24 protein-coding genes and 1 pseudogene are annotated in these 23,184 nt (G+C 72.8%); 13 read left to right on the forward strand and 12 right to left on the reverse strand.

The window, feature by feature from the left end:
- Nucleotides 1-11: 11 nt before the first annotated feature.
- Nucleotides 12-632 (reverse strand): SCO family protein, encoded by a 621-nt coding sequence (locus QR78_RS05870; RefSeq protein WP_053220815.1) that lies wholly within the window; start codon nt 630-632, stop codon nt 12-14.
- A 1,197-nt stretch (nt 633-1,829) separates the two neighbouring features.
- Here QR78_RS05870 and QR78_RS05875 point away from each other — a divergent pair.
- Complete coding sequence (locus QR78_RS05875) at nt 1,830-2,111, forward strand: BrnA antitoxin family protein (protein ID WP_048426568.1); 282 nt, start codon at nt 1,830-1,832, stop codon at nt 2,109-2,111.
- A 149-nt stretch (nt 2,112-2,260) separates the two neighbouring features.
- Here QR78_RS05875 and QR78_RS05880 read toward each other — a convergent pair whose 3' ends face one another.
- From QR78_RS05880 to QR78_RS05910, 7 genes are read right to left on the reverse strand one after another with little or no spacing between them, the layout of a single operon-like run.
- Complete coding sequence (locus QR78_RS05880; protein ID WP_048426595.1) at nt 2,261-3,187, reverse strand: YVTN family beta-propeller repeat protein; 927 nt, start codon at nt 3,185-3,187, stop codon at nt 2,261-2,263.
- A 41-nt stretch (nt 3,188-3,228) separates the two neighbouring features.
- Nucleotides 3,229-3,768: an SRPBCC family protein gene (locus QR78_RS05885; RefSeq protein ID WP_048426569.1), complete on the reverse strand. Its 540-nt coding sequence runs from the start codon at nt 3,766-3,768 to the stop codon at nt 3,229-3,231.
- 25 nt (nt 3,769-3,793) lie between these two features.
- The gene (locus QR78_RS05890; protein WP_048426570.1) at nt 3,794-4,387 is read right to left on the reverse strand and encodes a DUF447 domain-containing protein; all 594 of its coding nucleotides are present in this window, start codon (nt 4,385-4,387) and stop codon (nt 3,794-3,796) included.
- A 5-nt stretch (nt 4,388-4,392) separates the two neighbouring features.
- Nucleotides 4,393-5,784: a DUF6513 domain-containing protein gene (locus QR78_RS05895; protein ID WP_048426571.1), complete on the reverse strand. Its 1,392-nt coding sequence runs from the start codon at nt 5,782-5,784 to the stop codon at nt 4,393-4,395.
- The gene (locus QR78_RS05900; protein ID WP_048426572.1) at nt 5,781-6,395 is read right to left on the reverse strand and encodes an amino acid kinase family protein; all 615 of its coding nucleotides are present in this window, start codon (nt 6,393-6,395) and stop codon (nt 5,781-5,783) included. The genes QR78_RS05895 and QR78_RS05900 overlap by 4 nt, the downstream gene beginning before the upstream one ends.
- A 4-nt stretch (nt 6,396-6,399) precedes the next feature.
- On the reverse strand, nt 6,400-7,092 hold the full coding sequence (locus QR78_RS05905; protein ID WP_048426573.1) for a (5-formylfuran-3-yl)methyl phosphate synthase: 693 nt from the start codon (nt 7,090-7,092) through the stop codon (nt 6,400-6,402).
- Nucleotides 7,093-7,096: 4 nt separating this feature from the next.
- The gene (locus QR78_RS05910) at nt 7,097-7,636 is read right to left on the reverse strand and encodes a DUF3280 domain-containing protein (protein ID WP_048426574.1); all 540 of its coding nucleotides are present in this window, start codon (nt 7,634-7,636) and stop codon (nt 7,097-7,099) included.
- A 144-nt stretch (nt 7,637-7,780) separates the two neighbouring features.
- Between QR78_RS05910 and QR78_RS05915 the strand changes: the two genes are divergently transcribed.
- The 7 genes from QR78_RS05915 (at nt 7,781) to QR78_RS05945 (ending at nt 13,246) form a co-directional block, all read left to right on the forward strand.
- Nucleotides 7,781-9,067, forward strand: coding sequence for an ABC transporter substrate-binding protein (locus tag QR78_RS05915; RefSeq protein WP_048426575.1), 1,287 nt, complete (start codon nt 7,781-7,783; stop codon nt 9,065-9,067).
- Between the two features lie 144 nt (nt 9,068-9,211).
- Entirely contained in the window at nt 9,212-10,204 is a 993-nt protein-coding gene (locus QR78_RS05920) for a YVTN family beta-propeller repeat protein (protein ID WP_048426576.1), read from the forward strand.
- A gap of 62 nt (nt 10,205-10,266) precedes the next feature.
- Entirely contained in the window at nt 10,267-10,689 is a 423-nt protein-coding gene (locus QR78_RS05925; protein WP_048426577.1) for a cupredoxin domain-containing protein, read from the forward strand.
- A gap of 65 nt (nt 10,690-10,754) precedes the next feature.
- Entirely contained in the window at nt 10,755-10,994 is a 240-nt protein-coding gene (locus QR78_RS05930) for a hypothetical protein (protein ID WP_048426578.1), read from the forward strand.
- A complete protein-coding gene (locus tag QR78_RS05935) occupies nt 10,991-11,743 on the forward strand; it encodes an ABC transporter ATP-binding protein (protein ID WP_048426579.1) in 753 nt (250 codons plus the stop codon). The genes QR78_RS05930 and QR78_RS05935 overlap by 4 nt, the downstream gene beginning before the upstream one ends.
- A gap of 10 nt (nt 11,744-11,753) precedes the next feature.
- Nucleotides 11,754-12,611, forward strand: coding sequence for an ABC transporter permease (locus QR78_RS05940; RefSeq protein WP_048426580.1), 858 nt, complete (start codon nt 11,754-11,756; stop codon nt 12,609-12,611).
- Between the two features lie 26 nt (nt 12,612-12,637).
- Entirely contained in the window at nt 12,638-13,246 is a 609-nt protein-coding gene (locus QR78_RS05945; RefSeq protein ID WP_048426596.1) for a hypothetical protein, read from the forward strand.
- A gap of 235 nt (nt 13,247-13,481) precedes the next feature.
- Here the strand turns inward: QR78_RS05945 and QR78_RS05950 are convergent, their stop codons facing one another.
- From QR78_RS05950 to QR78_RS05965, 4 genes are read right to left on the reverse strand one after another with little or no spacing between them, the layout of a single operon-like run.
- A complete protein-coding gene (locus tag QR78_RS05950; RefSeq protein WP_048426581.1) occupies nt 13,482-14,279 on the reverse strand; it encodes a formylmethanofuran dehydrogenase subunit C in 798 nt (265 codons plus the stop codon).
- Nucleotides 14,276-15,208, reverse strand: coding sequence for a formylmethanofuran--tetrahydromethanopterin N-formyltransferase (gene fhcD / locus QR78_RS05955; RefSeq protein WP_048426582.1), 933 nt, complete (start codon nt 15,206-15,208; stop codon nt 14,276-14,278). Before fhcD ends, QR78_RS05950 begins: the two co-directional genes overlap by 4 nt.
- Entirely contained in the window at nt 15,196-16,836 is a 1,641-nt protein-coding gene (locus QR78_RS05960) for a formylmethanofuran dehydrogenase subunit A (RefSeq protein WP_048426583.1), read from the reverse strand. The genes fhcD and QR78_RS05960 overlap by 13 nt, the downstream gene beginning before the upstream one ends.
- Nucleotides 16,830-17,933: a molybdopterin-binding domain-containing protein gene (locus tag QR78_RS05965; protein WP_048426584.1), complete on the reverse strand. Its 1,104-nt coding sequence runs from the start codon at nt 17,931-17,933 to the stop codon at nt 16,830-16,832. The genes QR78_RS05960 and QR78_RS05965 overlap by 7 nt, the downstream gene beginning before the upstream one ends.
- A 282-nt stretch (nt 17,934-18,215) precedes the next feature.
- Here QR78_RS05965 and QR78_RS05970 point away from each other — a divergent pair, with 282 nt between their 5' ends.
- The 5 genes and pseudogenes from QR78_RS05970 to QR78_RS05990 form a co-directional block, all read left to right on the forward strand.
- Nucleotides 18,216-19,184, forward strand: a complete 969-nt coding sequence (locus tag QR78_RS05970) for a beta-ribofuranosylaminobenzene 5'-phosphate synthase family protein (RefSeq protein ID WP_048426585.1) — start codon at nt 18,216-18,218, stop codon at nt 19,182-19,184.
- A 181-nt stretch (nt 19,185-19,365) separates the two neighbouring features.
- Entirely contained in the window at nt 19,366-20,274 is a 909-nt protein-coding gene (locus QR78_RS05975; RefSeq protein WP_048426586.1) for an NAD(P)-dependent methylenetetrahydromethanopterin dehydrogenase, read from the forward strand.
- A 40-nt stretch (nt 20,275-20,314) separates the two neighbouring features.
- Complete coding sequence (locus QR78_RS05980) at nt 20,315-21,529, forward strand: ATP-grasp domain-containing protein (protein WP_082171614.1); 1,215 nt, start codon at nt 20,315-20,317, stop codon at nt 21,527-21,529.
- A gap of 189 nt (nt 21,530-21,718) precedes the next feature.
- Nucleotides 21,719-22,702, forward strand: coding sequence for a methenyltetrahydromethanopterin cyclohydrolase (mch, locus tag QR78_RS05985; RefSeq protein WP_048426587.1), 984 nt, complete (start codon nt 21,719-21,721; stop codon nt 22,700-22,702).
- A 24-nt stretch (nt 22,703-22,726) separates the two neighbouring features.
- A pseudogene (locus QR78_RS05990) lies at nt 22,727-23,184 on the forward strand (hypothetical protein); the annotation flags it as partial.

Raw genomic sequence — 23,184 nt, forward strand, 5'->3', positions numbered from 1 at the left:
GGGACGCGGCCTCAGCGGGCGGCGTCGAGGCCCTGCGCGAAGGTGTCGAGGACGGCGATGTCACTGGCGAGCCGCGGACCATCGACCGGGTCGCCGCCGTAATTCGACGCGACCGCGCCGCGCCGGTCGAAGAGCAGGATCTGCGGCGGCGGCTCCGGCAGCGAGGCCGCCGGGTAGCGCAGCATCGCGGCGAGCGCGTCGCTCCAGGCCGGGGGGCCGGTCAGGAAGCGCAGCCGCGTCCCCGCCCCGACGGTGCCGTCCACGAAAGCCCGCAGGCGCGTGGGCGAGGCGTCGAACGAGACGGCGAGAAAGACCGCGCGGTCGCGCAGACCGTCCGGCAGGGAGCGGGCGGCCCGCTCGAGATCGAGGGTGCGGGCGACGCACACGATGGCGCAGTCCGGCGCCACGAAGGACACGACCACGATCCGGTCGCGCAGGTCGTCGGGGCTCAGGGTTGCACCACCCTGGTCGATCCGGCGTCCCGCCGCGCCCGCGGGCCAGAGCAGACCGTCGAGGTCGCTGGTCGCCGGCCCGGCCGCCGCAATCCGCGGCTCGACGGAAGCGGTGCCGGTGCTCCCCCCCAACGTCAGGCCGAGGGCGAGCCCCGCGATGCACGTCATGATCGGCCGCATGGCTCGAGTCCGCCAATCCATCGCTGAGGAATTTCGCGATGGAGACCATGCCGGAGCGGACGTTGATATCCGGTAATCGGGCTCGGATAACGAATCATGACCTCGCTTCCCCTGCGATCACGGGAGGTCTTCGCGACTACAACTTGCAGTGTATTCCCCGTCGATCGCCCGCATGATGAACGAGGTCTATCCACGTCCGGAGAAAGGTCCGGAGATCGTTCGGCGATCGAGCAGCGGCGGGTGAAACAGGAGACCGAGACAGGTCGACCCGCCATGGTCGGCTCGCGACGACCGGCGGCACCCGGCCCGAAGCCGTCACACTGGCCCGCGGGTGCGCCACGCGGTCCGCCGGATGGCGCCGCGGCACTGCGCCGAGCGGAACGGCGGGGCAGCCGGAGGGGCCCGTGCTCCCGCGGGCCCCTCCCACAGTCGGCTACGAATCCCCCTTGACCATCCCCCCGAGGAGGGGCAGCATAGTTTTCATCGAGTCGAACTCGAGGAGGTAGCCATGAATTCTCAAGGTTGCAGCCCTCACGCGACACATACCGATGCCGGTGACCAGGAAACTCCACCGGACTACTTGCGACAGGGGTAGTGGTTCCAGGGCGGGCTGAATGCGGCACGGGGCCGAGACGGCCATCACCAGCGTGCCGCGCGAGAGCCACCCGTACCCTGGAACGTGGACCCTGCCTTTTAAGGCTCGTCGGTGCGCCGGCGAGCCTTCGTTGTTTTGGGACTTTTGCGATTTGGTTCGTGCCCGGCAGGCCGGAGACGCCTGGACGCAGAGGCAGAAGAGAATATTCTTAACCTGTCGTTAAGTTCCCCACCCCTCGCAAAGATCGCGCGCAGCCGGCTACGAAATCCTCTTGACGACCCTCCGGCAGAGGAGCAGCATAGTCCTCGTCGAGAAGAACTCGAGGAGGCCACCATGAATTCTCAAGGTTGCAGCCCTCACGCGACACAAACCGATGCCGGTGACCAGGAAACTCCACCGGACACCTTGCGACAGGGGTAGTGGTTCCAGGGCGGGCTGAATGCGGCACGGGGCCGAGACGGCCATCACCAGCGTGCCGCGCGAGAGCCACCCGTACCCTGGAACGTGGACCCTGCCTTTTAAGGCTCGTCGGTGCGCCGGCGGGCCTTCGTTATTTTGGGGTCCGGGCGGGGCATGCTACGGCGGTGGCAGGAGGACCCCCGATGTCATTCGATCGTTCCCGCCGCGGCAGCGACCCCCGGCAGGCCGCCGAGGCCGCGTTCCGGGCCGTGACCCGCAAGCCCGTGGAGGGCGCAGCGCCCCAGGACGGCAAGGACGCCGCAGCCAAGGGCGTGGTGAAACCCGCCGTCCGGGCGGCCGTGCCGGGCGTGCGCGAGACCGTGTCCCTGCGCCTCGACCGCGACGTGCTCGAGCATTTCCAGGAAGAGGGGCCGGGCTGGCAGGACCGCATCAACGCGGCGCTCCGCAAGGTCGCCGGCCTGTGAGGACGAGTCGTCTCTGATGCGGCTGCGGCTCGCGGCCCTCCTCCTGCTGCTCGCCGTGCCCGCGCGGGCCGAGGGCGGGCTGGTGACCAACCCGTTCGCGTCGAATTACCGGTCCGTGCCGATCGACGCGCGATCCGCCCCGCCGGGGTTCAGCGCAGGAACTGCCCGAAGGCCCGCGGCCCGTCCGAGGTCTTCACGGTCCCGGTCACCTGCAGGGTCGCCGTATCGATCGCCGTGACGGTGTTCGATTCCCAGTTGGCGACATAGACCGTCTTGCCGTCCGGGCTCGCCTGGATGCCCTCCGGGTACTCTCCGACATCGAGGCGGGGCCCCGGTTCCAGGGTGGCGGTGTCGAAGGTGCTCACCGTACCACCATACTGGTCGGTCACGAAGGCGCGGCCCTGGGCGAGCGCCACCGCGTAGGGCCGCTCGCCGACCTTGACCCGGCCGACCTCGCGGCGCGTCGCGATGTCGACGACCGAGACGTCGTTCGAGCCGACATTGGCGCTGTAGGCCCGCTTGCCCGCGGCATCGATCGTGACCCCGAAGGGCCGGGTGCCGACCGGAATCACCGCGACCCGCTGGCGCGTCGCGGTATCGACGAGGGAGAGCGCGTCGTCGTCCCGGTCCGCCGCCAGGAGGAACCGGCCGTCCGGCGTCACCGCGATGCCCGACGGCGAGGTGCCGACCGGGATCTCGCCCGCGACCGTCAACGATGTCGGGTCGACCTGCCACAACCGCTTGGCGTACCAGTCGGCGACGTAGACCGCGCCGCTCACCGGGTTGACCCCGACCCCGAGGGGACCGCCCCCGAGGGCGACCGTCTGCACGACCCGGCGCGTGGCGGCGTCGATCACCACCAGGGCCTTGCCCTCCGGCGCCGTGACGTAGACCCGGGCCCGATCGGGCGAGAGCGCGATGCCGGCCGGGGCGCCGGGCACGGGAATCGTCGCCACCCGCTTCAGCCCGTCGAGCTCGACCACGTCGACCGCGTCGGCGTTCTGGGCGGTGACGAACGCCTCCGTCGCCCCCGACGGCCCCGCCCGGGAGGGGACCGGCACGAGGCCGATCCCCAGGAGGAGGCAGAGCCCGGCGAGGGACCGGGCGCGCCCGCGGCTCACGAACCGCTCTTCTCGAGCTTCGCCTTCAGGTTGTCGAGGCCGGCGCGGTACAGGGCCGACACCGCCTTGATCGCCGCCTCGTCGCTCAGCTCGGGCGGCGGATCGTTGTTCATGTAGCCGCGGTAGAACGCGCCGTCCCACACCACCTCGGACGCCTTGCCGCCGTCCGCCGGCTCGACCTTGATCGTCGAGGAGTAGTTGTTGACCGGCAGGACCTTCACGTCGACTTTGTTGATACGGTACGACAGGCTCTTCTGCTCGGCCGAGTACTTGTAGAGCTCTTCCTCGACCGTGGCGCCACCCTTCAGGGTGAGGGTGCGGGTGGCCTTGACCTCGTTGCCGCCCTTGCCCTCGGTCTTCTCGACCGGCGGCAGCCAGCTCATGTCCTGGAAGTTGCCGACCACCGCCCAGACCTTGTCCGGCGAGGCGTTGATCGTGACCTTCTCCTCGACCTTCTTGCGGGTCGGGCCGTGGGCCTGGGCGGCGGGGGCCGCCGCGAAGGCGGCGACCAGGGCCGCCGCGATGATGCGCTTCATCGGATCTCTCCTGTTCACGCGTGTCTCACGCGTCATCGACCGCGAGGGAACCTCCGGCCGCCTGGGGCAGGGCGGCCGCGACCTTCGCGGCGATCCAGTTCCAGGCCTCGCGCTCGGCGGGCCCGGCCGTCTTCTCGACGGCGATGCGGTGGTGGTGCAGCTCGGCCAGCACCGTCGCGGGCTCCAGCATGTGCAGGCGCGTCGATAGGATCGCCGCCTCCAGCACCGCGCTCTGCGCCCGGTTGTAACCCAGGAAGGGGCGGTGCGCCTCGGCGCGCACCACCCGGCCGCGGAAGCGCGGCCGGACGGGATCGTCGCGCACCTCCGCGACCTGCAATTCCATGTGGCCGTAGGCCGCCTCCAGGCGCGGTACCGGAATGTCGCGGCACGGCACGGTCGCCCAGTCGCGCCGGCCGGTGACGCAGCCGGCGATCACCCGCATGTCGGAGGGCGCGGCGGCGGCGAAGAACGGCACCGCCTCCAGGTTGGCGATGGTCGGCGAGGGCCGGAACGGCGCCACCCAAAAATCGTCGCCGTCCCGGATCAGCCCGAACGGCACGAGGTGCAGGGCGCCGTCGGGGTCGGCCGTCGTCACGATGGTCTCGAGGATCAGCGGCACGGCGCTCAGGGCTTTCCGCTCTGGCGGGTATGGCCCGGAGCCTTGAAGCGGGTGGTGTCCTCGGCGTCGGCGTCCATCGCACAGCCCCAGTCCAGCGGCTCGTCCTGCACGTAGCGCTTGCCGAGGCGCCAGGCCAGTTCCGCCTTGGTCAATTCCCCGCCGAGATAGAAGGCATGGCCGCCATCCGCCTCGACGCCGAGCTTGGGAAAGAACGCCATCGCGTCGCGCCCGACCTCGTGGATGTCGCGGTTGTAGATGTGGACCCCGTCCTCCGCGATCGCGACGCGGTAGTTCGGATCGCGCACGTCCGCGGCGAGCGCCGCGATCTCGTCCGCATTCTGGGTATAGGGCCGCTTGTCGTGCAGGGCGAGGAGGGCGCGGCCATAACCTTTGGGCAGGGCGGCGTCGGCCTTGGCCGCGTACATCACCCGGCGGGCGGCGTCGTGCTCCTCGACCGTGCGGCGGGTGTGGTTGGAGACCTGCACGATCAGCACGTTGCCGATCGACAGTTCGGAGCACACGCCCATCAGCAGCGCCGTCACCCCGAGGCTGTCGGCCTCGGTGAGCTCGGTCAGGTTGCCGGTCCCCATCATCATGGCGATGTCGGGGTGGCGCCGCCGGGTCTCGTGGTAGCGCACGAGCGACGCCGCGAAGCCGAAATGGATCGGTTCGAGGATCGGGTCGGCGATGAAGGGTTTTCCCGCCCGCTGCATCCGCTCGATCGCCCGATCGAGGGAGGGCAGATCCTCGGGCCGCGTCGGCACCAGGATCGGCACCGCCTCGGTCTCGAAGGCGAGGTCGAGGGTCTCCTCGTTGAGGCTGAGCAGGAAGTCGGCCCCGGCGGCCGCGCCGCGCCGCAGCTCGTCGGCCGAGAACGAATCGATGCTGACGCGCAGCCCCTCGGCCTTGAGGAGCCGCACCGTCTCGTCGAGATGCGGAAAGGCCGTGTCCGGCAGGCCGCCGAGATCGATCACGTCGGCGCCGCGGCGGGCGAGGTCCCGGGCACGGACGAGAATCTGCTCCGGCGTCATCCGCGAGGCGTCGACGATCTCGGAGAAGATCCGCACGTCGTGGCGCGTCAGGTCGACCTTGCGCCCGGCCAGCCCGAGGAAGACCGGCAGGTCGACGATCTCGTCGGGCCCGCGCTCCACCGGCACGCCGAAATGCGCCGCCAGCACGGCCGGGTCCGCCCGGCAGCGCCCGGGCAGGATGACCCGCGTCGCCTCCGCGGGGATCGTCACCCGGCGGCGGATGATCTCCTCGGTCATCAGCGCGGCGACCTTCACGCCGGCATCCGCGATGGTCCAGGCGAACCGCTCCGGCGGCAGGGTCGCGGCGATCTTCTCCAGCCGCGCCTTGGCGAGCCGTCCGGTGATGAAGACGAGGTGCTCCCTCACGCGGCGCGCTCCGACAGGGATTCGCGGCAGGTCCGGTCGCCGCCGGGGCCCCGTAGCACGATCGCGCCGGCGAAGAGAGTCGCAAAGGACGGGAAAGCGGCGTCGACCAGCCCGGCCCGCGCCAGATCCGCCAGGGCGCCCCCGGGCGCCGGATCGACGGACTTGACCAGCAGGCAGCGCGCGGCCCCGAGGCCGGCGGCGAGCCACAGAGCCAGGCTGTCCGAGGTCACCTCCCAGCTCTCCGGGATGTCGGGATGGCCGGCGCCGAGGGGGGAGGGATCCCAGACCGGCACGGCGCCGGCGGCGAGGCACGCCCCCGGCTCCGGCGTCACGACGAGACGCGGCTCCAGGGCGGCGAAGATCCGGGCCATGCCCGCCATCGCGTCGAGGGCGAGGCGATGGGCGAGGGGATCGGAGAATCCGAGGGCGCCTTGCGTCGTACGCACCGCCTCGGCGAGCGCGCCGCCGCCCGGCACGATCGCCACCGGCCCGTCCTCCCCGTCGGCGAGGGACGCGAGAACACGACGCAGCCGGTCGCGATCGGCCACGAGGCTGCCGCCGACCTTCACGACGGTGAGCCCCCCCGCAAAGCCTGCTTGCTGTCTCGGCACGGGGTCAGGCCGCGGCGACGCGGGGCGCCGCCAGCCGCCGGGCCGCCTCGGCGATCCGCGCCGGATCGAGCCGCCCGGTCCGGTCCGCCGCCGCGCAGAGGCCGCCGCGGAAGCCGAGATAGCCGGGCCGCAAGGTCGCGAGATCCGGGATGTCGTCGAGCCGGAGCGAGCCGGCGAGGCCCGAGAGCAGCCCGTGCGCCCGGCACGCCGCCGTGAAGCCGGCGAGGCGCGGCAGGGCCAGGTGGTCGGTGAGGCGCCGGCCGTCCTTGCCCCGCGTGTCGATCATCGCGCCGGAGAAGCCGGCGGCAGCGAGCCCCGGGACATCCGCCCCGTCCGGCCCGTCCTCGGCGAAGAGCACCGCGATCACCGGCCTGCCGGCGGGCAGAAGCAGGCCGGTCGCGTCCCGCCCCGGCGCCCAGGCGATCTTGAGGTAGCCGACCCCCGTGCCGGCGAGCGCCGCGAGGCAGCCGGACGCCTCCGCGGCGTCCCGCGGCTCGCCCGCCACCGCGCTGGTGAGCCGGTCGCCGGAGACCGCCACGATCGCCCGCACGGTCTCGGCCGGGAGCGCCCCGAGGGCGCCGCGCTCCGGGTCCTTGCCGTCGATCAGGTCGGCGCCGCCATCGCGGGCGAGCGCCGCCTCAGCGGCGTCGCGGACACTGACGAGGAGGCGGACGCGGGAAGAAGAGGGATCGGGCACGGGATCAGGACCGGTTCGGCAGCGGCTCGGCGAAGAGGCGGTTCTTGACCAGCGAGCGGACGCCGTGGAGCCAGGTCTCGTCGGTGTCGCCCTGGATCACCACCTGGCCGCCGCGCAGCACCTTGCCGCTCGCCACGTCCGTGATGGTGATGTTGAGGTTGAGCACCTGCGGCGCGCTGCGCTGGACGTAGCCGTAGACGACCAGAGCCGCCCCGGCCGCCTGGGCGATCTTTTCCGCGCAGCCCTCGCACTTGTAGAGCGGGGCGTCGCGCCGGATCGCTGCGGCCTGGGGCGTCAGGTCCACGGGGTCGAGCCCGCGCCCGGCAACCTCGCGCCGCAGGGCGTCGGTGGCCAGCGCCAGGCGCCGCGCCTCGTCGGGCTTCAGCGGCCGCGGCCCGATCACCCCGGGCTCGGCGAGCTCGATCGCGAATACCGCCGCGGGGCTCGACGCCGCCAAGACGGGCGAGATGACGGGCGGGCCGACGAGCAGGGCCGCCAGGGCGGGCAGGATCGCCGGGACGGAGAGGGCGCGCGGAACCAGCATCGGGCGACCCTCGCATGACGGCGCGGGCGGGCGCAACGCGGTCTCGCGCCACCGGCCTTCGGACTTTGGGCGAAGAAATTCTCAGAAATTCCTCATCGAACAGGCGTTGAGGGTGCGCGACGATCCGGGCTAGCCTGCCCCGGCATGGCCTCCTTCCGTAAGCGCGCCCTCGCCCCCCTCGGCCTCCTCGCCGCCCTGACGGCGGCGCCCGGGCCGTGGCTCCCCGAAGCCCAGGCTCAAGCGCCCGATGCAGGAGCGCCCGCGCCGCCGGCGGCCCAGCCCGCGGCCCCGAAGGCGGCGGAGATCCGCATCGGCCTGATCTACCGGCCGGCCCCGGCGCCGTCCTCCTACGACGCGCAGGCCGCACCCGAGGACGAGGGGCTGGCGGGCGCCAACCTCGCCATCCGCGACAACACCACGACCGGCCGCTTCGTCGGCCAGAGCTACGCCCTCGACGCGGTGGCGCTCGGCACCGCCGCCCCCGGCGCGCCGCCGCCGCAGAGCCCGGTGGACGCCGCCCGCGAACTCGCCGCCAAGGGCCTGCGCTTCATCGTGCTGGCTTTGCCCGCCGACGAGCTGCTGGCGGTGGCCGATGCGCTGAAAGGGTCGGGCGTCGTCCTGTTCAACGCCAGTGCCCCGGACGACCGCCTGCGCGGCACCGATTGCCGGGCCGACATCTTCCACGTCGCCCCGAGCCGGGCGATGCAGACCGACGCGCTGGCGCAGTTCCTGGCCTTCATGCGCTGGCGCAAGCTCTTCCTGATCACCGGCCCGCAGGACGGCGACAAGCTCTGGGCCGAGGCGCTGAAGCGCTCGGCCAAGAAGTTCGGGCTCCAGATCACGGCGGAACGCCCCTGGACCTTCGGGCCCCTGGCGCGGGCGCGGGGCGACACCCCGACCCGGGCCGAGGCCCTCGTCTTCACCCGCGGGCTCGACTACGACGTCGCCGTGGTGGCGGACGAGGCGGGCGATTTCGGCGATTACGTGCCGTTCCACACCGTCGACCCGCGGCCCGTCGTCGGCACGCAAGGGCTCGTCCCCACCACCTGGCACCCGACGCTGGAGGTCTGGGGCGCCGCCCAGGCCCAGAACCGCTTCCGCCGCCTCGCCGGCCGGCTGATGCGCCCCCTCGACTACCAGGTCTGGGCGTCGGTGCGCGCGGTAGGCGAGGCCGCCTTCCAGAAGAAGACCACCGACCCGGCGGCGCTCACGGCCGCGATCGCCGACCCGGCCTTCACCCTGCCGGGCTACAAGGGCGTGGCCTTGAGCTTCCGCCCCTGGGACCACCAGCTGCGCCAGCCGATGCTCCTGGTGCAGCCCCAGGCGCTCGTGGCGGTGGCGCCGGAGCAGGGCTACCTGCACCAGCGCACGCCGCTCGACACGCTGGGCATCGACCTGCCGGAGACGCAGTGCAAGCTGCCGAAATCGTGACTGCGACAATGGCGGACCGGCTTCCGCCATAAGTCGGCCTCGCCCGCGGCGTCGCGGCAGGCCAGGTAAGATCCGACGAGCAAGACCCGACGACCAAGAGACAGGCGGACCGCGTGCCACCAGCGCGGCCGGAAGGGAGGACGAATGAGCCGTCACCGGATCGGACCGGCGCGCCCCGCGGCGCTCGCGGCGGCGTTGTCCGCCGCTCTCCTCGCCGCGCCCGCCCAGGCCACCACGGTCTATGTCAGCAACGAGAAGGGCAACTCGGTCAGCGTCATCGACGTCGAGACCCTGAAGGTCACGGCGACCTGGCCGGTGGGGCGCCGGCCGCGGGGAATCACGGTGGGGAAGGACGGGAGCCTGCTCTACGTCTGCGCCAGCGACGACGACCGCATCGACGTGCTCGACACCAAGACCGGCAAGATCGTGCGCTCGCTGCGCTCCGGGCCCGACCCGGAGCAGTTCATCGCGCACCCCTCGGGCAACCCGCTCTACGTCGCCAACGAGGACGACAGCCAGGTCACGGTGCTCGACATCGAGAAGAACAAGGTGGTGGCCGAGGTGCCGGTCGGCGTCGAGCCGGAGGGGATGGGGTTGAGCCCGGACGGGTCGATCCTGGTCAACACCTCCGAGACCACCAACATGGCCCACTTCATCGACACCAAGACCTTCCAGGTGATCGACAACGTGCTGGTCGACGCGCGCCCGCGCTTCGCCGAGTTCAGCCGCGACGGCAAGTGGCTCTGGGTCTCGGCGGAGGTCGGCGGCACCGTCTCGGTCATCGACGTCGAGACCCGCAAGGTGGTGAAGAAGATCACCTTCAAGATCCCGGGCGTCACCGACGAGCAGATCCAGCCGGTCGGCGTGCGCCTGACCGGCGACGGCACCAAGGCCTTCATCGCGCTCGGGCCCGCCAACCGGGTCGCGGTGGTCGATGCCAAGACCTACGAGGTCCAGAAGTACCTGCCGGTCGGCCAGCGGGTGTGGCAGCTCGCCTTCACGCCGGACCAGAAATTGCTGTTCACCACCAACGGCACCTCGAACGACGTCTCGGTGATCGACGTCGAGGCCATGAAGGTGACGAAGAGCATCCCGGTCGGGCTCCTGCCCTGGGGCGTGGCGGTCTCGCCGCAATAGTTTCGTACTTCCCCTCCCCCTTGTGGGGAGGGGAGGCGATCGACCTCCCAACCGGACAGATCATGCGCGCCCTTCTCACCGCCGCCCTGGCCTTCGGCCTCCTCGCCACCCACGCCTCCGCGGGCGACCTCACCAAGGGCCGCACCGACCTGCCCGAGCTGTTCCTCGGCGCCGAGGACAACGACTACGCGGTCCCCGTGAAGGACATCGAGATGGAGGCGGGCAAGTCCTACCGCCTGCGCATCACCGCCAAGGGGCAGAAGGAGTACAAGTTCTTCGCCAGCGAGTTCTTCCGCGGCGTGTGGATGAACCAGATCGTCATCAACCACCTCGAGGTGCACATGGCAGGCCCGCCGCACCACCTCGAATTCGACGACCAGGGCACGATCGCGGTCGAGTTCGTCACCGTGCGGGCCGGCGAGTTCCCGTGGTCGGTCCAGGGGCTGGAGAGCCGGGGCATGACCGGGCGCTTCATCGTGAAATGATCCGGGGTAGGCGGGTCGCCGCCGCTAGCCTACATCGACCGCACCACCAAGGAGGACACCCCCGGATGCGCGCGTTCCTCGCCGCCCTGCTCCTGCTGACGGCCTTGCCCGCCCGCGCCGACGATGCCGCGTCGTGCCGGGAGGGCATCGCGATGATCAAGGCCGAGCTGGCGAAGGCCCCGGCCGAGGCGGTCGCCAAGACCCTGAAGAAGGAATTGCGCGTCGCCGAGCGGGAGCTGGGCGAGAAGGAATACGACGAGTGCCTGGATGCGGTGCGCGACGCCCGCAAGGCGCTCGGCCGATGAGCGGGCCGGCGCTGGCGGTCGAGGGCGTCAGCCACCGCTTCGGCGCCCGCACCGCCCTCGACGCCGTGTCGTTCGAGGTGCCGCGGGCCGCCTTCGTGGCGTTGCTCGGGCCGAACGGCGCCGGCAAGACCACGTTGTTCTCGGTGGTCACCCGGCTCTATGCCAGCCAGGCCGGCCGGGTCGCGCTGCTGGGGCACGACCTGAACCGCGAGCCGTCGCAGGCGCTCGCCCGCCTCGGCGTGGTCTTCCAGGCCCGCACCCTCGACACCGACCTGACGGTGCGCCAGAACCTGCTCTACCACGCCGCACTCCACGGCATTCCCCGCAAGGCGGCGCTCGCCCGGATCGAGACGCTGCTCGCCCGCATCGGCCTGGTCGAGCGGCGCGACGACAAGATCCGCACCCTGTCGGGCGGCCAGTCGCGGCGGATCGAGATCGCCCGGGCGCTGATCCATTCGCCAGACCTGCTGCTCCTCGACGAGCCGACCGTCGGCCTCGACCTCGAATCCCGCGCCGACATCGTCGCCATCGTTCGCGCCCTGGTGCGCGAGGAGGGGCTGTCGGTGCTCTGGGCCACCCACATCTTCGACGAGATCGAGGGCGACGACCGGGTGGTGGTGCTGCATCGCGGCCGGATCATCGCCCGGGGTCTCGCCGGGGCGCTCAGCGAACCGACCGGCTCCCTCGAGACCGCCTTCCGCCAGATGACCGCCGAGCGCGGCCCCGACACCACGAAGAGGGTCGCATGAGGACGATGGCATGAGCGCGGGCGCGAGCCTCACTCCGGTCCGCGGCCGGCTCGATGCCGGCGGCTACCTCATCGCGTTGACGGGCATCGTCCGTCGGGAGCTGCTGCGCTTCTTCAACCAGAAGGAGCGGTTCTTCTCGGCGCTGGTGCGGCCGCTGGTCTGGCTGTTCATCTTCGCCGCCGGCTTCCGCAACACCCTCGGCCTGTCGATCACGCCGCCCTACGAAACGTATGTCCTCTACGAGGTCTACGTCGTGCCGGGGCTCGCGGTGATGATCCAGTTGTTCAACGGCATGCAATCCTCGCTGTCGATGGTCTACGACCGCGAGGTCGGCTCGATGCGGGTGCTGCTCACCAGCCCCTATCCGCGCTGGAGCCTGCTGCTGGCCAAGCTGATCGCCGGGGTGATCGTCTCGCTGATCCAGGCCTACGTCTTCCTGGCGGTGGCGAGCTTCTTCGAGACCGACATCCCCTGGAGCGGCTACCTCCTGGCCCTGCCGGCCTTCCTCGCTTCGGGCCTGATGCTCGGCGCCATCGGGCTGTTCCTGTCCTCGCTGGTGCGCCAGCTCGAGAACTTCGCCAGCGTGATGAACTTCGTGATCTTCCCGATGTTCTTCGCCTCCTCGGCGCTCTACCCGCTGTGGCGGATCAACGAATCGAGCGCGACGCTCTACTGGATCTGCCAGATCAACCCGTTCACCCACGCGGTCGAACTCGTACGCTTCGCCCTCTACGGCGCCTTCAACCCGGTCTCCTGCGCGGTCGTCGTCGGGACCGGCCTCGCGTTCTTCGTCATGGCGGTGGCCGCCTACGATCCCGGCCGCGGGCTGCTCGCCCGGCGCGGCGGCCCGGCCGGGGAGGCGGGCTGACCGCCCATCATCGAGAGATGCCCATGATGCTCCGTTCCACCCTCGCCACGCTCCTGGTCCTGGCCGCCGTCCCGGCGCTCGCCCAGCCGAAGCCCGATCCCGACTGGCCCTGCGCCCAGCGCAAGGTCTCGACGCTGGGTCCCGGCGCGGTCTGGACCGGGCCCGACCCGACCCAGGCTCTGGCCGAGTGGGGCAACGACACCGACGCGGCCCTGCTGGCGCAAAAAATCGCGTCGCGTCGGCTGCCGCTGGACGAGGTCGACGGCCTCCTCGACGCGTTCACGGCCAAGCTCGACAAGGCCGAGAAGGATGCCCGCCTGACCCGCGTCTTCGCCGGCGTGTTCGAGGTGCTGAACGGCGAGCGCGACAAGGTGGTGGCCGGCATCGGCCGCTACGCCCGCGGCCAGAAGGTGATGGCCGAGCGCATCCGCGACGAGGCCGGGCGGATCAGCGAGGTCAAGACCGCGCCGGACGTCCCCGACACGAAGGAACTCGCCGAAATCGAATCCCGCTTCAATTGGGACAAGCGCATCTTCCAGGAGCGCAGCCAGTCGCTGACCTATGTCTGCGAGGTGCCGACCCTGCTGGAGCAGCGGCTGGGCGCGATCGCGAAGAAGATCCAGGCAAGGCTGTGACGGAGCCTGCCTCCCCACGACGAGCCTGAATCCCCTCCGCGTCATCCCGGGGCCGCGCAGCGGAGCCCGGGATCCGGACGCTCAGGTCTTGCAGGACGAGGCGGGACGCGTCCCGACTTCCATGGAACCATCTGCGGTTCCGGATCCCGGGCTCTCGCCTGCGGCGAGCCCCGGGATGCCCCTGCCAGGTGGACGCGTGTTCGCGGGCACACCCCCGCACCAGCGATGACCGCTCTCACCCCGCCGGGGTGAACAACTCCCCCTTGCCCAGGGTCGCGAGGTCGCCGCCGTAGCGGCGCATCGATCCGCGCAGCAGGGCCGCCGCCTCGGGGGAATGCGCCGCGATCGACTTCGCCAGCAAGCGCAGCACCACGAGATCCTGTCTCCCGGTCTCGGCGAAGGTCGGCAGCAGGGCGCCGTGGCGGGCGGCCACCAGGGTGCCGCGGCGCATGCCGTAGCCCGGATGGTCGCCGACGACTTCGGCCACGATCGTACCGGCGATCATGCGCGAGCCCGCATGGTCCCCGGCCTGCTTCACCACGATCAAGCCGGCGCGCATCCGGTCGCCGAGGCGGTCGCCGGCGCGACCGCCGATCAGCAGCGTCGCGCCGTCGAGCCCAGCGGGGGCGCCGTGGATCGCGCCGCCGGCGCTCTCGGCGGCGTCGCCGTCTATGCGGATCGTACCGCCCTTGGCCGCCGTGCCGGCGAAGGGGCCGGCGGAGCCCGAGACCGTGATCGTGCCGCCCGTCATGCCGGCGCCGAGGCGCTGGCCGACATCGCCCTCGATCACGATCCGGCCGGCTTCGAGGCCGGCGCCGATCCGGTCGAGGCGGTCGGTGGCACCGACGATCCGCAACTCGTCGGCCCCGTCGAGGGCGACCGCAAAGCAATCGCCGAGGGTGAGGCCGTGGCGGCTGGTGCCGACCGGCAGCCGGGCGGCCTCGCCCTCGGACAGGCCGGCCAGCGCCGCGGGGGTGATCCCGGCGAGATCCAGGCGTTCGGGAGGCGCGGCGCGTAGGGTCAGGGTGGTCATGCGGCCTCTCCGAGCAGGTCCCGGAGGTGGAAGTGGTGGCGCCCGAGATTGCCGCCGTAATTGCCCGCCGTGACCGCGACGAGGCCGAGATCGGCCCCGGCCTTCGTCGAGGCGTGGAGCGCCGCCCGCATCGCCGCCGAGACGGTGCCGGCCGAGAGCCCGTCGATGACGATCTCCAGCACCACGTCGACCTCCGGCGGCAGGAGCGAGCCGGCGCGGCCCTTCAGGGTCGGGCAATAGGCGTCGTTGGTCGAGGCCATCATGCCCTTGGTGCGTGCGCCGACCTTGGAGCCGGAGCGGACGACGCCGCCCGGGAAGGGCAGGATCGCGTCCGGGATCGCGCGGGCCGCCGCCACCGCGATCTCGGCCACCCGCAGGGTGTCGGGGAAGCGCCGGCCGAGGAACAGCAGGTTGCCGCCGCCGACCGCGCCCTGGATCGTCGGCACGGAATGCTCGCAGACGAACTCGCCGTCCATCACCGGGGTGCGCCAGTAGCGACGCCCGTCGACGCGCTTGGCCGTGGCGAAGCCGTCGCCGAAATAGCGGATCGCCCCGCCGAGCTTGATCGCCTTGGCGGCGTTGGGGTCGTCCCAGGCGATGCCGGCATAGACCGCGCTGCCCGGCGAGGTCAGCACGCATTGGCCGACCCGGCGCAGGAGTTGGTCCTTGAGGCCGCCGGCATCGAAGCCGAACAGGAGGACGCGCACCCCGGGGCGCCCGTCCGGGGTGTCGTCGGGCGAGAGCACGGTGTCGATGCCCGCTTCCGCCCCGCAGCCGATCACCGAGGTGGCGAAGCCGGTCATGGTGACGGCGGCGATCATCGCCCATTCGGCGGTGTCGGCGGTGAGCACCAGGGCGGTGCCCGCCATGTCGAAGGCCTCCGCGAAGGTATCCTCGACCCGGATGCCGTTGAGGATCAGGTCCGGCATGCCACCGCCTCGAAAACCGGCTCGTCCGCCCGGCGGCCCGGGAAGGCCGCGTCGGGAACGGTGAAGCTCGACAGGCCGGCACCGAAGCGGCCCTGGAGATAGGACTCCGTCCGCCGCGCCATGCCGGCATCGGCCTCGACGGAGAGCTGGAGCGTGCGGCCGCGGGTCCAGGCGACGACCTCGCCGTCCTCGACGATCACCGTGCCGTCCTTGATCACCCGGTGGGCGCGGGCGAACATCGCGGTCCGGTCCGCCTGGTCGCGGTAGACCGCGATATCGGCCCGTGCCCCGGGGCGCAGGTGGCCGCGGTCGGTGAGGCCCAAGAGCTTCGCCGGCCCCGAGCGGGTGAGCTGCGCCACCTCGGTGAGGGTGTATTCGCGCTCGATTCCCGCGAGGCCCGAGCGCTCGGCGGCGACCTTGGGATGGGCAGCGACCTCGCGGTCCCGCGCCTCCTTGTCCATCAGGAGGTGAAGGATGCGCGGATAGGCGGTGAACGGCCCGCCATTCGGATGGTCGGTGGTCAGGATGGTGCGCTCCGGGTCGGGCGAGAGCAGCATCAGCTCGAGCCCGATGGCGAATTGCAGCGACGAGGTCGGGCCGCGGTCGCGGTAGCGGAACGGCACGATGCCGCCGCCCTCGGCGTCGCCGGCATTGACGATCCACTTCTTCGGGCTCGCCCCCTTGCGGCCGGCGAACTGGCGCAGGACGTCGAGGGAGATGGTCGCGGTCTGGCCGAACACCACCTGGCCGACATCGAGGGTAGCGTTGGGATGGCGCGCCAGCGCCTCGGCGATCCGCGGCGCGGCCGACTTGAAGCCGCCGGTCAGCGGGTTGTCCTTGTCCAGGGCCGCGTAGGCGTAGAACTGGGCGTGGGCGAAGTGGATCCGCCGGCCCTCCGCCGCCTCGAGGGTCTCGATCAGGCTGTCGTCGGCCCCGGGCAGGCCGAGATTGCTGCAATGGACGTGAAGCGGGTGGGGTACCTTGAGTGCCTCGACCGCGTCGAGGAGCCCGTCGAGGATTTGTCGGGAGGTCAGCCCGTAGGCCGGCACCTCGTCGTCGAGGGAGAAGCGCACCGCTCCGTCCTTGAAGGCGTCGGCGCCGCCGGCATTGATCACCTTGACGCCGAGCGCCCGGGAGGTCGCGACGTTGAGCGCCACGAGGTCGCGCACCGCATCCGCGCTCTCGCGGTCGCGCAGGAGCTGGAGCAGCTGGTCGTCGTTGCCCATCACGCACAGGCCGCCCCGGTCGAGGAGCGGGATCTCGGCGAGTTCGAGCTGGGTGGCGAGCGCGTTGACCGGCGGCATCGCCGGCTCGACGGCGGTGGTGTAGCCCATCCGGGCGTAGAGCAGGCCGACGTCGCGGCCCGACCCGTGCGGGTTCGGCGCGTCGGGCTCGGACACGCCGAGCTCCGGCAGCAGCAGGCGCGCCAGCACGACGTTGCCGCCGGCGATATGCGAATGGACCTCGACGCCGCCCGCCATGACGATGCAGCCGGCGGCATCGATGGTGCGGTCGGGCCCGCGATCCGGGGTGGCGACGATGCGGCCGTCCTCGATCCAGACGTCACTGACGGAGTCGCGCCCGGCGGTCGGATCGACCACCCGGCCGCCGGCGATGCGGGTCAGCATGAGGCGGAAAGCTCCGTAGGGGCCGCAGGCGCACGCATCGGTGCGGCGGCGAGGCGGTCGTGGAGGTCGGCGAGGATGGCGGCGGCGTCCGGAGCCGCGGCCGCGGCGGGCGCCCCGGCCTCGTGCCAGGCGATCGCGGCCCGGCCGGGATGCCAGAGGGCGGCGCCGGCCGTTTCGCCCGGCACGGCTACTGCGATCACGATCCGTGCCTCGCTGCCGGTCGGCGTCCCGAGGAGCGCCACGCTCGGCACGGTGCGGGTCCAGGCGGGCAGGGGAGCCGGCAGGGCGGCGAGCCACAGGGCCGCGTCGACCTCGCCGGCGGCGACCTGCCGTCCGGAATCGAAGCGCCAGGGATCGTGCTCGGGGCGCCCGCGGCCGAAGCCGACGCGCGGCCCCTGGCCGGTGCTCCAGGCCGCGACCTGCATGGCGGTGCGGCCCTGATGGGCATCGCCGAGGGCGAGCGCGAAGCAGCGGGTGGTCTCGTTGAGGTCCTTGACGAGACCGGTCAGCATCTCGGCCCCGAGGGCGCCGATCTCGGCCGGGTCGTAGACGATCACGCCGTAGAGGGCGTCGCGCAGGCGCGCCGCGAGGTCGGCCAGCGGATGGGGACCGGCGACGCGGCCGGCGACGAGCCCGCGCAGCAGCCCGATCGCCGCCGGGATCCCGGCCTCGCCCGCCGGGTAGGCGACGTGCCGAACGGCGCCGTCGCCGGTGCCGCCGAGGGTCGCGAGCGTGCGCGGACGACCCGAGGCCCGGCCCCGCACGGGATCGCCCGCCGCGAGATCGGGCACGAGACCGGCGGTCCAGGGCGCCTGCCCGACGACCAGCACGAGGTCGGCCCGGCCCCGCGCCTCGGCCGGGGTCGTCGCCATGGCACCGACTGACGCGAGCGCGCCGAGATCGGCGTAGACCGCCGCGCCCGCCGCGGGATCGACGGAGGCGCCGACGGTCCGGGCGAGGTCGAAGGCCGCCTGCACGGCGGCCGCGTCGGCGCAGAGGCCGGCGACGAGGGGGCTGCGCGCCCCCGCCAGCAGCTCCGCCGCCGCCGCGACCGCCGCGTCGCGTTCCACCGCTTGCCCGTCGATCCAGGCCGTCATCCGCCCTCGCTCACGTCTTCGCGGTCCCGTGGATCGCCCGACCCGGACCCCGCTTCGATTCCGCGCCGGACGGTCGCATCCGGGAGGGCGGCGAGGCAAGTCCCCCGAAAGTCCGGCTCGCCGCACCGGGCGCCAGAAAATATCCGCCCCGCACCGTTGCGCCGAGAGTTGCCCAGGCGACCGACGGTGTGGGACAGTCCCGCGGCGGGACGGCCCGGCGCGGCCGCCCGGGCGGCAGGGTCGGGCAGCAGGGCAGGAAGCGAGGCCGGTTTGGCGCACGGGATGGGGACGGCGCGGGCTGAGGTGCGGGTGCGCGCCCCGGCGCGGCTGCATTTCGGCTTCCTCGACCTGCATGGCGGGCTCGGCCGGCGCTTCGGCAGCATCGGGCTCGGGCTCGACGCGCCCGGCATCGACCTCACCGCCGCGCGGGCCGACACCCTCCGGGTCACCGGGGCCGACGGGCCCGGCATCGCCGCCGAATGCGCGCGGGTGCGCGGCTACGCGGCGCTCGCGGCCCGCCATCTCGGGGTGCCGGAGACGGGGGCCTTCCACCTCGCGGAGGCGATCCCCGCCCATGCGGGCTTCGGCTCGGGCACGCAGCTCGCCCTCTCGGTCGCCGCGGCCCTCGCGGCGCTCCACGGCGCCCCCTTCGCGCCCGCCGCCTTCGCGGACGTCCTCGACCGCGGCAACCGCTCGGGCGTGGGCCTCGCCGCCTTCGTCACCGGCGGCCTCATCGTCGATGGCGGGCGCGACGAGACCGACGCGCCGCCGCCCGTGATCGCCCGGCTCGCCTTCCCGGAGGCCTGGCGGGTGGTGCTGATGCTCGATGCGGGCCGCACCGGCGTCCACGGTTCCGAGGAGCGCCGGGCCTTCCGCGAGCTGCCCCGGTTCCCCGCCGCGGAGGCGGCCGAGATCTGCCGCACGGTGCTGATGCAGGTGCTGCCCGCGGCCGTGACCGAGGATCTGCCGCGCTTCGGCTCCGGCATCACCGGGATCCAGCGCCGGATCGGCGACTACTTCGCCCCGCACCAGGGCGGGCGCTACGCCAGCGACGCGGTGGCGGCGGCGCTCGCCACCGTGGAGGCGGAGGGTATCGCGGGCTTCGGCCAGAGTTCCTGGGGGCCGACCGGCTTCGCCCTCGTCGCCGGTGCGGCGGAGGCCGAGGCGCTGGTCGCGACCCTGCGCGCCCGCCACCCGGACCTGGGCTACCGCATCGCGCGCGGGCGCAACCGGGGCGCCGAGATCGGCTGAGAGAGAATTCGGAAGCCATCTTCCGAGAATCCGCCGGGCCGGACCGACTCGAACTGGCGCAACAGCACTATCGTACAAGACACAGGCGGGACCGCCCGGCTTAGAAGGCGGGACGGCACCCGTCACGGCACGGGCTGCCGGTGCGGTCGCCCGGCTGCGCCGCTCCCGACAGGAGGTTCGAATGGCCCGCTCGATCCTGCACATGCTGACGCCGCTCAAGCACATGAGTCCGTTCGACGTGAACATGGCGGTGGATGCGGGCTTCGAGGTCGTCTCGACCTACACCGCCGTGGAGCCGGGCGAGGTGGTGCCGCTGGTCCAGGACTCGATCTTCTCCCGCGCGCCTCAGGACGGCACCCGCACGGCGATCTTCATCGGCGGCAAGAACGCCGAGGCCTCCCTCGACATGGTGGACGCGGCGACGAGCGCCTTCGTGCCGCCCTTCGCCAACCACGTCTTCGCCGACCCGGCCGGCTCCTTCACCACCGGGGCCGCGATGGTGGCCTGCGTGCGCAAGGCGCTGCACGACAGGTTCGGCGAGGGGCTCGCGGGCAAGCGCGTCGCGATCTACGGCGGCACCGGCGTCGTCGCCTATTGCGCCGCGGTCATCGCCGCCCAGGAGGGCGCCCACCCGGTCCTCGTCGGCTATAACGGCCGCGAGCGGGTGGCGGCGATCGCCGAGAGCATCCGCACCCGGTTCGGCGTCGCGGTCGAGGCCGCCGACGGCTCGGACCAGGCCGGCCGGCTCGCGGCGGCCCGGGACGCCGAGGTGATCCTGTCGGCGGCGGCCGCCGGCGTGCAGGTGCTGAGCGCCGAGGACCTGACCCAGGCCGGCCGCCTGCTCGTCGCCGCCGACGTCAACGCCGTGCCGCCCGCCGGCATCGCGGGGATCGACGTCAACGCCGATGCGGTCCCGCTGCCGAGCGGACGGGGCGTGGGCATCGGCGCGCTCGCCATCGGCAACGTCAAGTACGGTACTCAGGCCGGGCTCTTCCGCCGCCTGCTCCAGGCCGACCAGCCCCTGGTCCTCGATTTCCGCGACGCCTATCGGCTCGCCGTCGAGCTGACCGGCCAAGCCGGACCCGCGTGACCCGACGGGACGAGACCGGACGGGCGGGGACCTCGCGGCGATGACCGGCGAGGCGGTGCTGATCGCCGCGCAATCCGGGCGGGCGCTCGCCGCCGCGGCGCGCCGGGCCGGCTACCGGCCCTTCGTGGCCGACCTGTTCGGCGACGACGACACCCGGTCCCTCGCCGCCGGCTACCGGCGCGTGCCGGGCCGCCTCGGCGCCGGCCCGGGGGCCCGCGGCGTGGAGGCGGCCCTCGCCGCCCTGGCGGCGGAAGCCGGCCCCGCGGTCGGCCTCGTCCTCGGCTCCGGCTTCGAGGGATCGCCCGGCCTGATGCGACGCCTCGCGGAGCGGTATCCCCTGCTCGGCGCCTCGCCCGACGCGGTGGCGGCGCTGAAGGACCCGGACTCTTTCGCGGCGTCGTGCGCCCGCCTCGGCATTCCACACCCCGAGATCGCCCTGGCGCCGGTGGCGGCCCCCGATTCCTGGCTCGTGAAGCGGCGCGGCGCCTCGGGCGGCGGCCACGTTCGGGCGGCCCGGACGGGACGGCTGCCGAGGAACGCCTATCTCCAGCGCCGCGTGCCGGGCCGGCCGCACGCCCTCGCGGCGCTCGCCGACGGGCGCGGGATCGCCGTGCTGGCCGCGAGCGAGCAATGGACCGCGCCGGGCGCGGACCGGCCCTTCCGCTATGCCGGCGCCGTCGGTCCGGTCGCCCTGCCGGACGGCGTGCGGGCTGCGGTCGTGGAGGCACTCGCCGGCCTCGTCGCCGCGACGGGCCTGCGCGGCCTCGTCAGCGCCGATGTCCTGGTCGAGGGCGAGGCGTGGTGGCTCCTCGAGGTCAATCCGCGGCCCGGCGCCACCCTCGACCTCCTCGATCGCGGGCCCGTGCCGCTCTTCGCGGCCCATCTCGCCGCGAGCCGGGGCCGGCTGCCGCGGGCCCTGCCGGTGCCTGGGGATGCGGCGGCGACCGAGATCCTCTATGCCGACGCGGCGATTCCCGCGGTTCCGGCCCTCGACTGGCCCGACTGGGCGATGGACCGCCCCGCCGCCGGCAGCCGGATCGAGGCCGGCGCCCCGATCTGCACGGTGATGGCCGAGGGAGCGGACGCGGTCGCGGCCCGCCGCGCCCTCGAAACCCGGGCGGCCGCGCTGCGGGCGCAGTTGACGAAAAGGCCAGGAGACGCCGCGTTGGCTTTCGCGCGCCGCAGCGTCATGCTCGGGGGCGAGGCGCGCGATCCCCTCTTTCGTGCGGGAGGGGGGATCACGCGCCCCGACTAGACCGCGCCCGATCGCGTCGCGATCGGGCGCTGCTCTAGGTCTTTGATCTTGCCGCATTTTCTACGACGAACCGGTATTCGCTCCGTCGGAAGATGCTCTCGCGTCCCAAGGGGCCTCGAAGACCCCGATCGATTCGACCGGCCGACCGGAGGCCGACACGCCCCGGCCCGGCCCAAGGGAGTCCACCCGATGAGTTCCACCCCCACTGCCGCCGCCCGCCCGAGCGTCAACGCGCTCGCCGCCCCCCTGGTCGAGGCCCTGGCCGCCGAGGCGGTTCGCCTGCGCCTCGCCGTGTCGCGGGCGCCGGACGGGTCGCGTCTGATCGATGCCGGGGCGGGCGTGCGCGGCTCGATCGAGGCCGGCCGGCGGATGGCGGAGATCTGCCTGGGCGGTCTCGGCACCGTGACGATCGCCCCCGCCGGCCCGCTCGAGGCCTGGCCCTTCACGCTCACCGTGCACAGCACCGATCCGGTGCTGGCCTGCCTCGGCAGCCAGTATGCCGGCTGGAGCCTCGCCGACGAGACCGGAGATTCGGGCTTCTTCGCCCTCGGCTCCGGCCCGGGGCGCGCGGCGGCGGCGGTCGAGCACCTGTTCGAGGAGCTGGCCTACCGCGATTCCGCCGAGCGCATCGCCCTGGTGCTCGAATCGGCGAGCCCGCCGCCGGCCTCCGTCACCGCCAAGGTGGCCGAGGCGGCCGGCGTGAAGCCCGCCGACGTCACCTTCGTGTACGCCCCGACCCAGAGCCTCGCCGGCGCGACCCAGGTGGTCGCCCGGGTGCTCGAGGTCGCGCTGCACAAGGCGCATTCCGTCGGCTTCGACCTCGGCGCCATCGTCGACGGGATCGGCGCCGCACCGCTGAGCCCGCCGCACCCGGACTTCATCCAGGCGATGGGCCGAACCAACGACGCCATCATCTATGGCGGCCGGGTCCAGCTCTTCGTCGAGGCGGACGACGCCGACGCCAAGGGCCTGGCCGAGGCGCTGCCGAGCACGACCTCGCGCGACCACGGCGCCCCCTTCGCGGAGATTTTTTCCCGCTTCAACGGCGATTTCTACGCCATCGACAAGCACCTGTTCAGCCCGGCCGAGGTGGTGGTGACCTCGCTGCGCTCCGGCCATAGCCACCGCGCCGGCCGGCTCGTGCCCGAGTTGGTGGCGCGCTCCTTCGCCTGAGGCGGAATCGAGAGGATCGGGGTCATGCGGATCGGGCTCGCGGCCGATAACGGCGCCTGGCACAAGGCCCGGCTGCTGGCCGCGCTGACGGCGCTCGGCGCCACGCCGGTGCTGTTCTCGCTCGCCGACGTCACGGTGGAGACCGGCTACCCGGAGCCCCTGCGGGTGCCGGGCTTCGGCGACGCCCTGCCGGACGGGGTGCTGCTGCGCACCATCGCGGGCGGGACGTTCGAGGCCACCACGATGCGGCTCGGCGTGCTGCACGCGCTCGTCGCCGCCGGCACCGTGGTGTGGAACGGGCCCTCGGCCATCGAGCGCTCGGTCGACAAGGCGATGACGAGCCTGCTCCTCGCGCGCCACCGCATCCCGACGCCCGAAACCTTCGTGCTCTCGCGCCGGGACGCCGCCGCCGCGGTGGTGGCCCGGCGCGAGAGCACGAAGGTTTCGGGCGTCGGGATGCGGTGGCGCGCGAGGAGCAGGCT

The organism is Methylobacterium indicum (assembly GCF_001043895.1).
In the GTDB taxonomy this organism is placed as follows: Bacteria; Pseudomonadota; Alphaproteobacteria; order Rhizobiales; family Beijerinckiaceae; genus Methylobacterium; species Methylobacterium indicum.

Bases quoted from the DNA above. Each gene is read 5' to 3' on its own strand.
- QR78_RS05970 (WP_048426585.1), top strand. From the start codon at position 18,216: ATGGGGACGGCGCGGGCTGAGGTGCGGGTGCGCGCCCCGGCGCGGCTG.
- fhcD (WP_048426582.1), bottom strand. From the start codon at position 15,208: ATGCCGGACCTGATCCTCAACGGCATCCGGGTCGAGGATACCTTCGCG.
- QR78_RS05915 (WP_048426575.1), top strand. From the start codon at position 7,781: ATGGCCTCCTTCCGTAAGCGCGCCCTCGCCCCCCTCGGCCTCCTCGCC.
- QR78_RS05960 (WP_048426583.1), bottom strand. From the start codon at position 16,836: ATGCTGACCCGCATCGCCGGCGGCCGGGTGGTCGATCCGACCGCCGGG.
- QR78_RS05885 (WP_048426569.1), bottom strand. From the start codon at position 3,768: ATGAAGCGCATCATCGCGGCGGCCCTGGTCGCCGCCTTCGCGGCGGCC.
- QR78_RS05925 (WP_048426577.1), top strand. From the start codon at position 10,267: ATGCGCGCCCTTCTCACCGCCGCCCTGGCCTTCGGCCTCCTCGCCACC.
- QR78_RS05930 (WP_048426578.1), top strand. From the start codon at position 10,755: ATGCGCGCGTTCCTCGCCGCCCTGCTCCTGCTGACGGCCTTGCCCGCC.
- QR78_RS05910 (WP_048426574.1), bottom strand. From the start codon at position 7,636: ATGCTGGTTCCGCGCGCCCTCTCCGTCCCGGCGATCCTGCCCGCCCTG.
- QR78_RS05965 (WP_048426584.1), bottom strand. From the start codon at position 17,933: ATGACGGCCTGGATCGACGGGCAAGCGGTGGAACGCGACGCGGCGGTC.
- QR78_RS05935 (WP_048426579.1), top strand. From the start codon at position 10,991: ATGAGCGGGCCGGCGCTGGCGGTCGAGGGCGTCAGCCACCGCTTCGGC.
- mch (WP_048426587.1), top strand. From the start codon at position 21,719: ATGAGTTCCACCCCCACTGCCGCCGCCCGCCCGAGCGTCAACGCGCTC.
- QR78_RS05945 (WP_048426596.1), top strand. From the start codon at position 12,638: ATGCTCCGTTCCACCCTCGCCACGCTCCTGGTCCTGGCCGCCGTCCCG.
- QR78_RS05950 (WP_048426581.1), bottom strand. From the start codon at position 14,279: ATGACCACCCTGACCCTACGCGCCGCGCCTCCCGAACGCCTGGATCTC.
- QR78_RS05940 (WP_048426580.1), top strand. From the start codon at position 11,754: ATGAGCGCGGGCGCGAGCCTCACTCCGGTCCGCGGCCGGCTCGATGCC.
- QR78_RS05870 (WP_053220815.1), bottom strand. From the start codon at position 632: ATGCGGCCGATCATGACGTGCATCGCGGGGCTCGCCCTCGGCCTGACG.
- QR78_RS05980 (WP_082171614.1), top strand. From the start codon at position 20,315: ATGACCGGCGAGGCGGTGCTGATCGCCGCGCAATCCGGGCGGGCGCTC.
- QR78_RS05975 (WP_048426586.1), top strand. From the start codon at position 19,366: ATGGCCCGCTCGATCCTGCACATGCTGACGCCGCTCAAGCACATGAGT.
- QR78_RS05920 (WP_048426576.1), top strand. From the start codon at position 9,212: ATGAGCCGTCACCGGATCGGACCGGCGCGCCCCGCGGCGCTCGCGGCG.
- QR78_RS05875 (WP_048426568.1), top strand. From the start codon at position 1,830: ATGTCATTCGATCGTTCCCGCCGCGGCAGCGACCCCCGGCAGGCCGCC.